Annotated in this window: 21 protein-coding genes; 9 read left to right on the top strand and 12 right to left on the bottom strand. The window is 38.6% G+C overall.

The window, feature by feature from the left end:
* Positions 1–129 precede the first annotated feature (129 nt).
* Genes ACXAE4_RS14990 through ACXAE4_RS14965 form a run of 6 tightly spaced genes read right to left on the bottom strand, consistent with a single transcriptional unit; the run spans position 130 to position 5,955 of the window.
* Positions 130–618: a hypothetical protein gene (locus tag ACXAE4_RS14990; protein ID WP_289577808.1), complete on the bottom strand. Its 489-nt coding sequence runs from the start codon at positions 616–618 to the stop codon at positions 130–132.
* 35 nt (positions 619–653) lie between these two features.
* Positions 654–1,133 (bottom strand): (2Fe-2S)-binding protein, encoded by a 480-nt coding sequence (locus ACXAE4_RS14985; protein WP_063247888.1) that lies wholly within the window; start codon positions 1,131–1,133, stop codon positions 654–656.
* Between the two features lies 1 nt (position 1,134).
* Positions 1,135–1,968 carry an FAD binding domain-containing protein gene (locus ACXAE4_RS14980; RefSeq protein WP_289577809.1) on the bottom strand — a complete coding sequence of 278 codons (834 nt, stop codon included), beginning with the start codon at positions 1,966–1,968 and terminating at the stop codon, positions 1,135–1,137.
* Positions 1,955–4,285, bottom strand: coding sequence for a xanthine dehydrogenase family protein molybdopterin-binding subunit (locus ACXAE4_RS14975; protein WP_475236303.1), 2,331 nt, complete (start codon positions 4,283–4,285; stop codon positions 1,955–1,957). The genes ACXAE4_RS14980 and ACXAE4_RS14975 overlap by 14 nt, the downstream gene beginning before the upstream one ends.
* An 18-nt stretch (positions 4,286–4,303) precedes the next feature.
* Complete coding sequence (locus tag ACXAE4_RS14970) at positions 4,304–4,948, bottom strand: NTP transferase domain-containing protein (protein ID WP_289577810.1); 645 nt, start codon at positions 4,946–4,948, stop codon at positions 4,304–4,306.
* A 2-nt stretch (positions 4,949–4,950) separates the two neighbouring features.
* Complete coding sequence (locus tag ACXAE4_RS14965) at positions 4,951–5,955, bottom strand: XdhC family protein (protein WP_289577812.1); 1,005 nt, start codon at positions 5,953–5,955, stop codon at positions 4,951–4,953.
* A gap of 184 nt (positions 5,956–6,139) precedes the next feature.
* Here ACXAE4_RS14965 and ACXAE4_RS14960 point away from each other — a divergent pair, with 184 nt between their 5' ends.
* Both ACXAE4_RS14960 and ACXAE4_RS14955 read left to right on the top strand, forming a co-directional pair.
* The gene (locus ACXAE4_RS14960) at positions 6,140–6,370 is read left to right on the top strand and encodes a hypothetical protein (RefSeq protein WP_154972974.1); all 231 of its coding nucleotides are present in this window, start codon (positions 6,140–6,142) and stop codon (positions 6,368–6,370) included.
* Positions 6,371–6,382: 12 nt separating this feature from the next.
* A complete protein-coding gene (locus ACXAE4_RS14955; protein WP_013057270.1) occupies positions 6,383–6,616 on the top strand; it encodes a hypothetical protein in 234 nt (77 codons plus the stop codon).
* A 125-nt stretch (positions 6,617–6,741) separates the two neighbouring features.
* On the opposite strand, the gene ACXAE4_RS14950 is transcribed toward ACXAE4_RS14955, so the two are convergent.
* The gene (locus ACXAE4_RS14950; protein ID WP_033579134.1) at positions 6,742–6,981 is read right to left on the bottom strand and encodes a hypothetical protein; all 240 of its coding nucleotides are present in this window, start codon (positions 6,979–6,981) and stop codon (positions 6,742–6,744) included.
* 70 nt (positions 6,982–7,051) lie between these two features.
* Between ACXAE4_RS14950 and ACXAE4_RS14945 the strand changes: the two genes are divergently transcribed.
* The 5 genes from ACXAE4_RS14945 (at position 7,052) to ACXAE4_RS14925 (ending at position 9,889) form a co-directional block, all read left to right on the top strand.
* The gene (locus tag ACXAE4_RS14945; RefSeq protein WP_047750864.1) at positions 7,052–7,525 is read left to right on the top strand and encodes an Hsp20/alpha crystallin family protein; all 474 of its coding nucleotides are present in this window, start codon (positions 7,052–7,054) and stop codon (positions 7,523–7,525) included.
* A 147-nt stretch (positions 7,526–7,672) separates the two neighbouring features.
* Positions 7,673–8,569, top strand: coding sequence for a dynamitin family protein (locus ACXAE4_RS14940; protein WP_098113038.1), 897 nt, complete (start codon positions 7,673–7,675; stop codon positions 8,567–8,569).
* 92 nt (positions 8,570–8,661) lie between these two features.
* Positions 8,662–8,793: a hypothetical protein gene (locus tag ACXAE4_RS14935; RefSeq protein ID WP_013057274.1), complete on the top strand. Its 132-nt coding sequence runs from the start codon at positions 8,662–8,664 to the stop codon at positions 8,791–8,793.
* Between the two features lie 74 nt (positions 8,794–8,867).
* The gene (locus ACXAE4_RS14930) at positions 8,868–9,422 is read left to right on the top strand and encodes a PadR family transcriptional regulator (protein WP_098113039.1); all 555 of its coding nucleotides are present in this window, start codon (positions 8,868–8,870) and stop codon (positions 9,420–9,422) included.
* Complete coding sequence (locus ACXAE4_RS14925; protein WP_063247883.1) at positions 9,419–9,889, top strand: DUF4188 domain-containing protein; 471 nt, start codon at positions 9,419–9,421, stop codon at positions 9,887–9,889. Before ACXAE4_RS14930 ends, ACXAE4_RS14925 begins: the two co-directional genes overlap by 4 nt.
* Here the strand turns inward: ACXAE4_RS14925 and ACXAE4_RS14920 are convergent.
* The 4 genes from ACXAE4_RS14920 to ACXAE4_RS14905 form a co-directional block, all read right to left on the bottom strand.
* Positions 9,886–10,086, bottom strand: coding sequence for a hypothetical protein (locus ACXAE4_RS14920; RefSeq protein WP_099331063.1), 201 nt, complete (start codon positions 10,084–10,086; stop codon positions 9,886–9,888). The two genes, ACXAE4_RS14925 and ACXAE4_RS14920, sit on opposite strands and share 4 nt — an antisense overlap.
* Positions 10,087–10,227: 141 nt before the next feature.
* Entirely contained in the window at positions 10,228–10,923 is a 696-nt protein-coding gene (locus ACXAE4_RS14915; protein ID WP_098113041.1) for a class I SAM-dependent methyltransferase, read from the bottom strand.
* 67 nt (positions 10,924–10,990) lie between these two features.
* Positions 10,991–11,332, bottom strand: a complete 342-nt coding sequence (locus ACXAE4_RS14910; RefSeq protein WP_047750859.1) for a DUF3147 family protein — start codon at positions 11,330–11,332, stop codon at positions 10,991–10,993.
* A complete protein-coding gene (locus ACXAE4_RS14905; protein ID WP_098113042.1) occupies positions 11,325–11,732 on the bottom strand; it encodes a MarR family winged helix-turn-helix transcriptional regulator in 408 nt (135 codons plus the stop codon). The genes ACXAE4_RS14910 and ACXAE4_RS14905 overlap by 8 nt, the downstream gene beginning before the upstream one ends.
* A 170-nt stretch (positions 11,733–11,902) precedes the next feature.
* Here ACXAE4_RS14905 and pssA point away from each other — a divergent pair, with 170 nt between their 5' ends.
* Positions 11,903–12,394: a CDP-diacylglycerol--serine O-phosphatidyltransferase gene (pssA, locus tag ACXAE4_RS14900; protein WP_176521421.1), complete on the top strand. Its 492-nt coding sequence runs from the start codon at positions 11,903–11,905 to the stop codon at positions 12,392–12,394.
* Positions 12,395–12,426: 32 nt separating this feature from the next.
* On the opposite strand, the gene ACXAE4_RS14895 is transcribed toward pssA, so the two are convergent.
* A complete protein-coding gene (locus tag ACXAE4_RS14895; RefSeq protein WP_048019218.1) occupies positions 12,427–12,654 on the bottom strand; it encodes a hypothetical protein in 228 nt (75 codons plus the stop codon).
* Positions 12,655–12,873: 219 nt separating this feature from the next.
* On the opposite strand from ACXAE4_RS14895, the gene ACXAE4_RS14890 reads away from it, so the two are divergent.
* On the top strand, positions 12,874–13,632 hold the full coding sequence (locus ACXAE4_RS14890) for a TrmB family transcriptional regulator (protein WP_475236298.1): 759 nt from the start codon (positions 12,874–12,876) through the stop codon (positions 13,630–13,632).
* The last annotated feature ends 40 nt before the right edge of the window (positions 13,633–13,672 follow it).

Here is a 13,672-nt window from a genome sequence, read left to right as displayed (position 1 = left end):
ATGATTATTTGATGTCTGATGCTTTTGGCTGAGTAAAGAAAAAAATAAAAATAATCAGCGGCAGCGCGATAAGAAAAATACTCGTCTCTGAAGGTCTTACTGTAGGTATATCCGTTAATGACATCTTAATCAGTCCTTTGTAAATTTTTCAACTAAGTCAGGATTTACATAAAAATATTTTGATACGGTACGATGAAAAAACTGAGAGGATTGATTTAGTTCACTTAATGCAGGTTCTGTTTTAGGAACGCAAAAAATAGGTCCACTTACATTAATGGTAAACCTTCCAGAAGAAATAAAGGCGCCCGACACATTGATCTGGTTATTAAGCAGCAACGCCGCAAGAATCACATCAATCATATCAATAATGATATTAATTCCCGCATCTCCGTCTTTTCCTTCTATTCGGCTAGTTCCTGTAATAGGTCCCCCTACTGAAATACGAAAAGCTCCGGGTGTCACAAATACGCCTATAATTGTTATTTGGCCAGTTAATAATAATATAGCTGTTACTACATCCAGATTTCGTTGAATGGCAAAGATCAGTTCCCTTTCTTTGTCAAAGCCGCTTTTCCATTCCACATTCTCCACACCCTTAGCACATACTATTCTAAACACGTGTAAATGTTATTCTATTTTTTCTTTTTCCCGTCTCACTCCCGCTCCGAAAAGTGTAAAACAGATTTTACTGCGTCTTCAATTTCTTTATACCCTGTACATCTGCATATATTGGAAGCAAGCCACTCCTTTATAATATCGTCACTGCCTGAAGGATGGTGTTTGGAAAGCAAATGAGCATTCATGATAAAACCCGATGTGCAATAACCGCACTGAAAAGCAAAGTGTTCAATAAAAGCTTTTTGCATAGGTGAACTCTTCAGCCCTTCTATAGTCATTATTTCTTTCTCTTCTGTTTCTGCCGCTAACATGAGGCAAGATTTCATTGGCCGCTGATTTATCCCTACTGTACAAGCTCCGCAGTCCCCGTTTAAGCAGCCTGGTTTTGCTCCGGTAAGGCCCAGCTTTTCTCTTAATACGTAAAGCAACGTATCTGCTGTTCGGATATCAACCATTTTTTCTTCACCATTAACCTTTAGCTTAATTGTTATTCTATACCGTTCATCTTTTAGCATGTTACGTTCCCCCCAGCTCTGTGAAAATATCAAACAATAAATTTTTAATCACAAATTTGCGATAGCGATTCGACCCTTCCCCATCATTTAAAATTGGAGCCGGTATATAATCAAGAGCATTTTGAATTCGAGCTTCTAATGGCGTTTCTTTATGATTTAGCATTTCTTCTATTTCTGCTGAGCGAAAAGGAAACGAACAGACTCCGCTGAAAGCTACTCGAATGGCTCCTTCTATTTTTAACGCTGCTATTGTCACTAATGGATATCCTGTATCCCACTGCTGGCGTTCTTTTATACTCATATATGGCAGGGCAGCGTACTTCTTTTCAACAAACACCTGAACAAGAAGTTCTCCGTTTTCCAGCTGCAAACGCCGGTTAAAAAGGGCGTGAATCGAATAGATATTGGTTCCAGCCGGACCTGCCACTGCAAGTTGACTATCTGTTAAAAGCAGCGGCAATACCGCTTCTCGATAAAAAATATGCCCACAAATATTTCCTCCTAGCGTTATTTTATTTCGAGCCGTGTGATCAGCCACTTCGCTAGCAGACTTACTTAATAAAGGAAACAAATTTTTATCTTCCAGTTCAGTTAACGTTACTCCTGCACCAAAAATCATCCAATCTTCATTAGCTTCGGTTTGTTGAAATTCAGGTATATTTTTCATATCAATAACAGCATGGGTAACAAACAAACCCAATCTGCCTAATGTCAGAATTTCGGTACCGCCAGCATAATACCGCGGCTGTTTGCCTTGATTCTCTAACTCTTGAAACAAGGCAACTGCTTCTGAAACAGTTCCAGGTTTGTGATATTCAAAGTCAAATGAAATCATCAGCATTCCCTTCTTTCATTCTCCAAATCAATTCTGGAATAAGCGGAAGTTGGTTTAATTCTGTTTCTGCCGCCACCGTTAAGCTGTTTCCTAAAGAAGCCGGCATACCAAGCAGCCCGTGTTCTCCGACTCCTCTAGCTCCGTACGCCGCATCTAATTGAGGCGTATGAATAAAATCTACTACGTACTCCGGATGCTCTCCGTAGCGAAGAGGACGATATTTCCGAAGCTGAGGATTTAAAATACGGCCATTTGAATCAAACCAAAATGTTTCTCTGCCTGCAAACGATAGCCCCATACTCATCGCACCCATGACTTGCCCGCGTGCCATTTTCTCGTTTAGCACGGTTCCTATATCAATAACAGAGACAGCTTTTACAATACGATACCTATACGTTCTAGGATTATATTCCACTTCAACTCCTTCAGCTGCTACCGTCCATTCAGGCCCCGGACGCCCAGCTCCCGTTTCTTTATCCAAGTAGGTCATCCCTCTTAAAATATAGTTGCCTCTCCCTATAATTTGCCCTCCAATTGCATTTCCGTTCGGATATTTATAGCCATATACAATTTCTTTAAAGGCCAAGGATGTTTCAGGCTCATCCCGTAAAAAAACTTTTTCATTTTTTATTTCGATATCTTCCTCAGAAGCTCGAAATATACAAGAAGCTATCTTTTTTAATTGATTAATCACATCTTCAGCGGCTTCTAAAACCGCTCTTCCTGCCATAAAAGTGCCTCTGCTAGCCACCGTTTTCCAATGTTCAGGAGTCGTTTGAGTATCTACTTCCATTCGCACATGAATGCGTTCCACGCGCATCTGCAATTTTTCAGCCAGTATTTGCGCGAGCACGGTTTTCGTTCCCGTGCCTAATTCAATAACGCCAGACATTAAATTCACGCTTCCATCCGGATTGAATGTTAGAATAACACCGGAACCTGCGTTTGTTTCAATGGTAGAGGTTTTCCAGACGCAGCTAATCCCCTTAGCAGTAATAAGGCCGTTTTCATGCACCGTTCTCTGTCCTTCCTCCCATTTGATCAGCTGCTTCAAGCGACGAATACATTCTGGTAAGTTACCCACGCTGCTAGACGTTAAACGTACTTGCGTAGGCGTAGTATCGCCCGGCAAAATAGCATTTTTTTCTCTAAACTCCAAAGGATCTATACCTGCTTTTTTAGCAAGGATGTCCATCGTGCGCTCGAACGCAAATAATAGTTCTGAGTGGCTGAATCCTCGAAAAGGAGAAGCGTAAGGGTGATTTGTATATACACATAATGAATCACAAAAAATATGTTCAAGACGATAAGGTCCTGTACAGTCAGCTGCTGCAGCTTTACTCAGGTCCGTTCCTTTATCTGCATAAGCACCGCTGTCAAACAAATAAAGAATGTCAGCAGCCTGCAAGAGTCCCTCTTTAGAACAACCTAACTTGATTTTGGCATCTAGACCTATGTGAGCAGGCGAAGTGAGCATATCTTCTTCTCTTGTATTTAATATTTTAACCAGTCTTCCACCAACAGCTTTTGAAGCTATATATGCAAGCAACTCCAGCTGGACAGCTGCTTTTCCTCCGTAGCCTCCTCCTACTAGCGGTGTTTCAACGATCACTTTTCCCGCTTCAATTTCAAAGTACTCACTGATTAATTTTTTCACCATAAAAGGAGCTTGAGAAGAAGTGATAATTTTAACTAATCCATTCGGAAGAATTTCAGCAGCGGCACTTCTTGTTTCCATTGCCGCGTGATCTGAAGGAGATAGAGAAAACGTTTCTTCAACTATTAACTCACTTTTTTGCCAACCTTCTTCCATATTGCCTTTTCGTATTTTGACTCTGTTTGCTACGTTGGTGCCGGGCTCTGGATACACCGTTTCATCATGCTTGTAGGTGTGCATATGTTCATGCACTAAAGGAGAATCCGGCTCAATAGCGGCGCTAGGAGAATGAACGACAGGTAACGGCTCATATTGAATATGGACAGCACTCGCCGCACGCTCAGCGAGTGCAGGAGTCTCTGCTACTATAAGGACTACGGCTTCTCCGTGATACCGCACTTTTTCAAACGCAAGCGGTCGCCGGTCACGAACTCCCTCTCCGGTTAACGGCAAATGCTCACCCGTCACAACTGCATGAACACCGGGAGTAGCGATCGCTGCTTGAATGTCTATTGCTTGAATTCTTGCATGAGCGTAAGGACTGACTACTATTTTGGCGTGAAGGGAACCTTTAAAACTGTAATCATTCGTGTACCGAGCTGTTCCCGTCACTTTTTCTAACGCATCTTTTCGAATCACGCTTTTCCCAATAACATCCACTCTTTTCACCTCCATCAATCAAACCCGTCTACATTTCTCTTTATATATCTTTTTAATGCTTTCATACGCTTGTTTTGTATCAACATCCATAAAAAAGGAAGCGTCGGTACATTCATAAAACATTCCATTTCCAGGTCCGTTTTGCCTTATAATTTTTCTTGCTCCTTGATCTCCTTGGAGCTTATCCAAGCTTGAAAACATTTGTTTTGAAAATAAAACCGGCGCTCTGGCAATTCCTTGATAAAAAGATGAAATAAACGGAACGGAAAAATGTTTTTCAAACAGAGAAACAAATGTATCTATCAGAACGATACTTATAAGAGGCTGATCTGCCAGCAGCACAATAATAGCATCAGCGCTTAATTCTTTTGCTTTTTTTAATCCGCATTTTAAAGACGCAGACTGACCTTTTAAGGCGCTAATACAAGAAGTATGACTCCACTTCTGCTGATATGCTTTTGAAAAAAGAATAGGGTCAATCCACTCAAGAGAATCTCCTTTCTTTGTGACTACTATCGTATGATTTACTTTTGAACAAACCGCTGTTCGTAAAGCTTTACTCCCTAAACATCCATTCCCTAAAGGCAGCAGCAGCTTATTGCTGCCCATCCTTTTACTAGCTCCCGCGGCAAGATAAACAGCAACAATATTTAACCCGGACATTTTCACCCCTTTTTTTCATCATACATTCGGAGGATCTCAATTAATTCAGCTACAATACTAACCGCAATTTCCTGCGGTCCTACCGCTCCTATAGAAAGTCCCACGGGCGAATGAATATGGGAAGGAATATCGGTATTCAATAATCGAAGCGTTCGCTTTTTAGACCCTAAAACTCCTATATACTTCACAGGACTTGATTTTAATAGCGAGAGAATTTCTTGATCGCGATAAAAATTATGCGTCATGATTACAACAAAATCATCGCTCTGAACGGACAAGTGTTTCTCTACTTCCTCCGGGAATCCAATCTGTATTTCCTCTGCTAGCGGAAAGTGTTCCTTATTACATAAAGCTGGTCTCCAGTCGCATAAGGTAACAAGAAAACCCGTATTGGCAGCAAGTGATACTAAATATTTTGCATCGGTACCTGCCCCCCATATAATTAGACGAGGCTTCGGTTTATATAGATGAGCATATGTGAGCAGAGAGCAATTTGAAAGTTGAATACCGCTCTTTTTCCCATTCCAATCATCTGTTGCAAAAGATGATTGGTCGCTATTTGCACCAAATGTTTCGCCCGTCTTTTCTACATAAAAAGAAGTTGTTTGAATAAAGTCTTTTTCTAATTTTTTAATATGTAAAACAGGATTTCGGTTATCTAACTGACGTTTTACCCGCAAAAGGTTTTGCTTCATCCTCGCAGTTACGGGCTCTAGGAGAATATAGAGGATTCCATTGCAGCCTGCTCCTTGTCCCCACCCTGCATCACCTTCTTCTTTTAAATTATACGTAACGGTTAATACATGTTCTGTGTGGAACAACTCTTTTACGCGCTCAGCAAGATCTGCTTCTACACAACCAGCGCTTAACATCCCAATATTCTCCCCGTTTTCTTGAAACAGCATGGACGTTCCTTCCTTTAAATAAGAGGATCCTTCTACATGAATAATCGTTGCCAACACGCTTTTTACTGTTAATCTTTCTACAGCATGTAAAATGTCATGCATTTTTATTATTTCCTCCTTTTACTACTGATTTTTTAAAATCTTTTCACGTTTTGTGGAGAACTAAAATACGCTACAGTAGACTACTTCTACTCTCGGAATGAATCCATGTATTATTCATATTTTCACCGAAGTTACAATAAGCTTTTAAAGACTTAGAAGAACTGTCGTTTGAAAGGAGAATAGTATGCTATTTGACTCAACAAAAATCAACCTAGGAAAATTGAACGTTCGCAGTGCTGATCAAGCAAGCAGTATTTCTATTGGAAATACGTTAAAAGTTACAAGGTATGTAACAGCAAAGAAAAATCAGGCCTTCGGACAGCAGCTCGCTGATCAATGTTTTTCAGCAGGATCTGCTTACAAAACTGTAGATAATGATTATGTGGATGCATTTGCAACAAAAAATGATAAATAAGGAGGAAACCATATGATTTTTTCACCTATGGTCATTAACTTACAAGCCTTCAAAGTGAACGTTCTGGATAATTCATCCGTTTTAAGCATAGGACCTAATCAGCAGCTTGACGTGTTCGTATCTTATAAACGTAATCAAGGACTAGGAGAATCAAACGGAGATTTTTCTCCAAACGTAACTCCGTTCTCATGGATTATAGATTCAGATGTAAACGATTCAAACTCAGTTAAAAACAGCGTAATTTAAGCTTCTACACCGCCTCTAACGAGCATGACTAGCAGCATACCTTCATCTATTCGTCTACTAGTATTCAACCTGATGCCTAATAAATATAACCTGCGTCTGAACTGGCTATATTTATTAGGCTCTTTCTATGAAATGGGTACTTTTTGAAAAGACGATGGGCTATCAATTTGATCACGATCATCAACACAGCTTCTCGTTCCTATAAACCCGCTATCATCACCGAAATTTTGCCCAAACCCCTGTGTTTTTTTATCTGAATTATTCCAGTCTGCTAGTAAATTCTGTCCGATATTTACCGCAGACGCATTTTCAAAGGAATTTATCTTTAGCATTAAAATATTAATATTTATAGATGCACCTGACATTTAAACCACCCCCTTTTCAAACTATATTCAAATTCCATCTTTTTATGATGTGTGGTAAGGAGGAAACCATATGGACTTTGATAAACTTATGCAGTGGATGGAATTCGCTAAAAAATATCAAACAAACGACTTTTGGAACGGTGTTTTTGATCAAACTGCTTTTAACGAATTTATGAAAGAAAATATGGATATGACTGCTCAGGATTCGCATCAGGCTCCTCAACCTCCTAGAAGTAATTTTCCACCTATCGACATTTATGTTACTCCTCACGAGATCATTGTTATCGCTGACCTGCCTGGTTATCTAAAAGAAAACTTGCACGTTTCTGTTTCAGGCAGCCGGCTTCTATTAAAAGGCTCGCCCCACCCTCTCATTACAGGGCAGCCTGTTGTACAAGAACGACCTTCTGGAGATTTCAACCGAATTATCGAATTGCCTGAGCCTACAGATGCGCATCATCTGCGTGCAAAATTTGAAAATGGACTGCTTATTCTTTCTTATCACAGGCAGTTTTTTCAAGAAGAGCGTATTCATATTGAATAAGGTTTAGTAGTTTTACGAATGAAACGTAATGCTGCACATAAGCATTTATAAATGCAAAAAATTTAATATTAACTCCCAAACTGAATCAATATGTATTTATCTAACTGTGATTACAGAGGAAATAAGCCCAAGATGAGGAGAAGCGAAATGTCTATGAAAGGATTTTTTAACCCCAAACAGACTAACCAACATCTTCAAACTGAGCTAGCGGACTTCAAACATCAAATCAAGCGTATTAACACGCTTGAAGTTCACATGAACCGTTTTTTAAAACTCGAACCGCAAATGGGTTCTCTCATAATGCTCAAAAAAAAGCTGGAGTCTCAGCCAGCGCTTTCCAACGATTCTTCATCTTCACAAAGAAGTGCTCACAAAAACACTGAACAATCATATACAAAAGACATGCAGGATACTGCTAGGCAGCTTCATTTTTTAAAAGAAAAAGTAGCACAATTGGAACAAATCATCTCCACGCAAAACCCTCGCGATAAAAAGAAAGAAGCTGTGCCTTATCCGGATATAGCTAGCTTAGTAGAACAATATGTAGAGAAACAAATGGCTCCTTATCTCGAAAAAATGAACGAACTAGATAACAGAGTTTCAGCATTAGAGCGAAGTATGTCGCTTTTAACTGAAGTACAGGTGGACATGCTAAAACGAACGTCTTCCCTTCAAGAAGAAGTAAAATTGATTCATCAAAAAGCGGCACTTTTAGAAAATGCTCCCCCTCCTATTCATATTGATAAATTTTTTCTTGATAAATACGAACAAAACAACAATATTGGCCAAGTGGGCATTAAGGAGCTCGGAGGTGCTTTAAACATCGGAGCTACATACGGAAGCGGAGCTATACCAAAGGATTTCACGGACCAAATCCAAAAAGATATGGAAGAGTTAAAAAACGCTAAATCAGATATTTCTTCTGGTAAACCGAAGCCTGCACAAGAGGATAAAGAGAATTCTTCTTCCGCTTTCGAAAAAGAAGAAGCGTATACAGAAGTTCCTATTTTTGATGAAGATGATCCAAAGGAAGAGTCAGTCTAAAAAAGTTATAAAATTATATTTAGTTATGACTAGAATTTTTGCAAGCTATTCTTTACACTATAGGTAATAACTTCAAAAAAGGAGATATGCTGATGCCAAAGCTTTTATGGAGAATAGGTGCTGTCATGTTGCTAATGTGTGGAGGCTTTATCTTTTTATTTATTGCTGCTTCGCAAATGATGGTTCAGCAATACAAACCTTTTTTTAGACGCGAGAGTGCATAACTCTCGCGTTTTTTTATTGAATAATATCCTGTTTATAGTAATATATATCAAAAAGATATAGGTGAGGAAAGTAAATGAAGGAAAATCAAACAACATATGCGATTTTAGGACTGCTTACCACTGAATGCAGAACTGGTTATGAAATTAAGCGGTTAATGGATCGAAGTTTAAATCATTTTTGGAAAATTAGCTATGGTCAAATTTATCCCACTTTACAAAAGCTTGTGAATGAAGAACTAGCAACGGTAAATTCCGTTACTCAAACTGATAAACCGGATAAAAAAGTGTACGCAATAACAACTAAAGGAAAAGAAGTTCTGCAAGATTGGCTGCGTGAACCTATTAAGCAGCTCCCCTCAGAACGAAATGAACTTTTGTTAAAACTATTTTTTAGTAGTCACCAAGAAAAGCAGCTCACAATTTCGCAGTTAAAAAACGCTCAGCAGAAACTAACTGAACGCTATCACATGTATTGCGGAATCGAAGACAGCATTTCTAAAAGCCCTTCTCCTGACAGAACGTATTGGCTTATTACCCTAGACTACGGTAAACGAACAACTCGTGCTTCGATGGAATGGTGCAAAGATACGATTAATAAATTATATGATGAGGAGGCGCAGAATTTATGATTCATTCCAATCGTGTAATGGCTAAGCCCGGTCAGGATCTGGTCGTCTTTGTTATAGGAATGCGTATTAATAAATGGACAGCCGTACACAAATGGCTCCCTGTATTTAAAGCAATGCCTCCTATGATTCGCGAATTGTATGCAAACAAAAATCTTGGCTTTTTATCTTTGCAAGGATCTTTTAATTTAAGAACCATTACGCTGATTCAATATTGGGAGTCAGTTGATCAATTGACCTCCTATGCCAAAGGTCCTCAGCACTTAAAAGCTTGGAATTCTTTTTATAAACAGGCTTCAAAAACGAATGCAGTTGGCATTTATCATGAAACGTACGTCATTCCTGCAGGAAATTATGAATCAGTATATGTGAATATGCCTTCGTTCGGCTTAGCTAAAGCGCTTGGATCTGAAACCATAACGAAGCATACTCAAACTGCTAAAAAACGTTTGAATGTTAAAAGAGGTTAAGACATGACGAAATGAATCCAATCTAAAGACGAACAAATGGGATGCATGAGCTGAACCGCTTGTGACGCCGCAGTTGATTTCCATGCAAGGCTTCGCTTTCCGCGGGCGGCCGCTGAGCCTCCTCGTCGCTTCCGCTCCTGCGGGGTCTCACCTGTTCCGCTTTTCCCGCAGGAGTCTTCGCCTTGCCCTCCAATCAACTGCTAAAAGGAATGACACAGATGAAACATACGTTCACCCTAACAAAAGAAAAAAACGAACCCTTGATTAACATGTTTGATCAAGGGTTCGTTTTTCACTTGGGCTAAAATACTTTTTCCTCAGCCTCTTCATTACATTTGTTATACATATATTTTCAGCATTTGATTGGCACCTTTTTGAAATTCATACGGGACATCTGCTATTTCTGTTCCTTTTACTAGAGGCGCAATCTCTTCTAAAAGCTGCGGCAAATAGGTAGAAATCTTGCCGCTCAGGTCCGTTAAAGGAAACAAGCGCACTTCCTCTTTTGTAACGCGTATCAGTTCTTTTAAAGCCTCTAAATGAAACGGATAATCTAACCGGTCGCTGTACATAAATAAAAAGTTTGCACAAAGCGTTAAATCAAATTCGTTCTTTTGAAACGGCAAATTAGGAAGCGCTCCGTACTGATAGGCTTCGGGGCTCTTTTTCATATGAGCAATACAATCTTTTAATGCTCTTTTTCGATGTTCAGTTAAATTATCAATAGATGAAAAATATTTCCACACATATTGCTCCTGTACGTGCTGCATTTGATTCATCGTATGAATTAAATCCAGGCTTCCCTTCTTTTCAAGCTCTTCTGCCGTAAATTTATAGGCAATATCACAGCTAGTAGCCGCCGCACCTTGCTGCAAGGCATAAGCAGTAAAAGAACAGGCTCCGCTAGCACAATCTAACACTTTTTTTCCTTTTAAACGCTTGTCATTCAAATTAAACATAGCTCTATACTCTTCAAACGTTCTGCCGATAAAAACAACTCGGTCAATTCCTAACTTTTTCTCTGCTAAACTCAACTCTACTCAGCTCCTATCTTTTACTCAGACCTTTATTTTACAGAAAATTGGATTAAATTCCAATAGTTTATGTAGTAATTAGGTTAATCACCATCTTTTGAAGCACTAAAAACAAGGCCCAACACATAACTCCTATGGATAAACTCACAAACAAATGAAGGGAGTTTTTTACACAAATATAGACGACAGCAAGTAATAAAATAGTGCCTGGGAGTCCATAAAGAACGCCAAGTGTAAACTGACTGACCACTTCCTTTTTTTCTCCTTGCACTGACAACCATATAATACTTAGTAAGCTCACAATTGGAAGAGCAGCCACGATTCCACCGTATGCCGGAAATCTTTTGGCCATTTCTGTTACCCCTGCAATAATAAGAGCCGACATTAAAATTTTGATGATACTATACATGTTCTGCACGCTCGCTCAATAACTGAAAAGCCTGTTGAATCAGCTGTTTTTCAGATGCTGTCATTTCGCGTAAAATAGCTGATACTTTTTCTTCATCCAAGCTTGAATTCCGTTTTAAGATGTCTTTTCCTGCTTCTGTTAAATGCAGAATTACTTTTCTTTCATCCTGTATATCTCTATTTTTATACACATATCCTTTCTCGATGCTTCTCTTTACATGTTCAGATGCCGTATTATGTGAAATAGTTAAATAATCTGCGATTTCTCTTATTCCAACCGAAGATGATTTGTCGATATGCTGCAAAAGACGTATGGTTTGGTGCGTAATTTTCTCTTGATGCGTATAGTGCAAATGATAATAAATAGACGTCCAATAGCCGTTTAACTCCTCTACTTTCATGATCATGCTCCTTTATATCGTATTTTTAGTTATTATCGTATTATACGATATATATTACAGAAACGACAGCCAGTTTTCAATACTACCTTCTTTTTATCTTGCATCTCACATAATAATACGATTTAACAGTTACACTAATCGTACACACTGTGAAAGGCGGTTGTATGACATTGATGCTTCGACTGTTAAAATGGGTTCCGAATCTCTTTACGATTGGAAATTTGCTAAGCGGCGTATTTTCCATAGCCTTTAATATGAACAGCTACGAACGCTTAGCTGCTCTTTTTATTTTTTTAGCCGCTTTTTTCGATTTATTTGACGGAAAAATTGCCAGAAAGCTAAAAGTTAACAGTGAGTTTGGTGTAGAGCTAGATTCTTTGGCTGATATTATAAGCTTTGGCGTAGCGCCTGCAATGCTATTTCATACTCTTTCTCCCCACTCTTGGCTAACCGTACTCGCTTTTATGATTTATCCAAGCATGGGTGCATTAAGGTTAGCTAAATTTAGCGCAAATCCAACTGTAGGTTACTTTATAGGACTGCCTATTCCTTTTCCAGCTCTAATTATCGCACTGCTCGGCATGTTTTATTATGTGAATCCTTATCTTATGATTATTTTAGCCATTTTGATGGTGAGTCCTATCCGGATCATGAAAATTTAGATGCCATAAAAGACAGACAAAATGCCTGTCTTTTATAGCGCTGTCCATTCCTCACACAGCATTTTATGCTTAAATCTCAGCTCATGTTCTCTTTTTTCAAGCTGAGCTTGTAAAGAAAGCCACTCCTTATTATCAGGTGCTGAGCATAATTTTTCTTCAAGAGACAGTAAGGAATCCAGTACGTCTTCAAGCTGAGCAGCAACTTCTCTTTGCTGTTTCATGTTCATTTTTTTCAACAGTAGTTTTTCATTTTTCTTCATTTTTTTCACCTCTTTCTTTTCTTTACCCGATGATGAGTGTTTTAGTATGAAAAGCACGTGATTAAAAATAGTTTTATTGTAGTAAAGACCCTTTAATAGCTTATTTTTTATCTTTGTTGATTATTTAGAACATAGTTTAATAAGATATATTTACAATTAGTAATACTTTTACAAACCGTGATATACTAAAAAAAAAGAAAGGATGATGAATAGAGAATTATGCTGCAAAAATTTGGTTTTTCTCAGTATGAAAGTCAAGTATATGAAGCGCTGCTTGCGAATGAAGGTCCGCTGGATGCTAGTTCGATTGTCACGTATTCGCATGTTCCAAAAGCAAAGATTTATGAAGTACTTAATCGTTTAATTGATAAAGGCATTGTAGTAAATACATTGTCCGGGAAAAAGAAACTTTATTCAGCGGTAGCCCTTCAAACCGTCATTCAAAAACTTACTGCTGATTTTGAAAATGACATTAATGAATTAAAAACATATAAAATTAAAAGAACGTTTACAGATGATCATGTTTGGAGTTTAAAAGATAAATCCTCTATTTCTGCTCACATTGAACAATTGATTCACGAAGCGGAATCTTCTATTATTTTATCGGCTTGGAATGATGAGTTGGAACATTACCGCTCATTGCTAGAAGAAAAAGAGAAACAAGGCGTAAACGTCGAGGTCTTAACCATAGGAAACTTGCAGACTGCCCTCAAACATTTACATACATTAAATCCAATAGATGATCATAAAAACCTTGAGCCGTCGCAGTTGATTATTGTTGACGATGCTTACCTTTTATTTGCGGGCATTGAACATGAGACATGGAAAGCAATAAAAACCATGTCGCAGCCGCTTGTAAAAGTTTTTGCTGATTTCTTTTACCATGACGTTGCACTTACCCATATTACAAAGAAATATCAAGAGCAGCTTCTTCAGGATTCTGGAATCATGGAGCTGCTTACTCGACTGCGATATTAAAAAGGTTACTAATGAATTAGTAACCTTTTTAATATTACCT

This window comes from Priestia sp. ABM2_011 (assembly GCF_056158845.1).
This window is presented reverse-complemented; position numbering and strand designations above follow the sequence as displayed.

Excerpts from the sequence above, each read along its gene's own strand:
- ACXAE4_RS14985 (WP_063247888.1), bottom strand. The coding sequence starts at position 1,133 with ATGCTAAAAGATGAACGGTATAGAATAACAATTAAGCTAAAGGTTAAT.
- ACXAE4_RS14980 (WP_289577809.1), bottom strand. The coding sequence starts at position 1,968 with ATGATTTCATTTGACTTTGAATATCACAAACCTGGAACTGTTTCAGAA.
- ACXAE4_RS14970 (WP_289577810.1), bottom strand. The coding sequence starts at position 4,948 with ATGTCCGGGTTAAATATTGTTGCTGTTTATCTTGCCGCGGGAGCTAGT.
- ACXAE4_RS14965 (WP_289577812.1), bottom strand. The coding sequence starts at position 5,955 with ATGCATGACATTTTACATGCTGTAGAAAGATTAACAGTAAAAAGCGTG.
- ACXAE4_RS14960 (WP_154972974.1), top strand. The coding sequence starts at position 6,140 with ATGCTATTTGACTCAACAAAAATCAACCTAGGAAAATTGAACGTTCGC.
- ACXAE4_RS14955 (WP_013057270.1), top strand. The coding sequence starts at position 6,383 with ATGATTTTTTCACCTATGGTCATTAACTTACAAGCCTTCAAAGTGAAC.
- ACXAE4_RS14950 (WP_033579134.1), bottom strand. The coding sequence starts at position 6,981 with ATGTCAGGTGCATCTATAAATATTAATATTTTAATGCTAAAGATAAAT.
- ACXAE4_RS14945 (WP_047750864.1), top strand. The coding sequence starts at position 7,052 with ATGGACTTTGATAAACTTATGCAGTGGATGGAATTCGCTAAAAAATAT.
- ACXAE4_RS14940 (WP_098113038.1), top strand. The coding sequence starts at position 7,673 with ATGTCTATGAAAGGATTTTTTAACCCCAAACAGACTAACCAACATCTT.
- ACXAE4_RS14935 (WP_013057274.1), top strand. The coding sequence starts at position 8,662 with ATGCCAAAGCTTTTATGGAGAATAGGTGCTGTCATGTTGCTAATGTGT.
- ACXAE4_RS14930 (WP_098113039.1), top strand. The coding sequence starts at position 8,868 with ATGAAGGAAAATCAAACAACATATGCGATTTTAGGACTGCTTACCACT.
- ACXAE4_RS14925 (WP_063247883.1), top strand. The coding sequence starts at position 9,419 with ATGATTCATTCCAATCGTGTAATGGCTAAGCCCGGTCAGGATCTGGTC.
- ACXAE4_RS14910 (WP_047750859.1), bottom strand. The coding sequence starts at position 11,332 with ATGTATAGTATCATCAAAATTTTAATGTCGGCTCTTATTATTGCAGGG.
- ACXAE4_RS14905 (WP_098113042.1), bottom strand. The coding sequence starts at position 11,732 with ATGAAAGTAGAGGAGTTAAACGGCTATTGGACGTCTATTTATTATCAT.
- ACXAE4_RS14895 (WP_048019218.1), bottom strand. The coding sequence starts at position 12,654 with ATGAAGAAAAATGAAAAACTACTGTTGAAAAAAATGAACATGAAACAG.
- ACXAE4_RS14890 (WP_475236298.1), top strand. The coding sequence starts at position 12,874 with ATGCTGCAAAAATTTGGTTTTTCTCAGTATGAAAGTCAAGTATATGAA.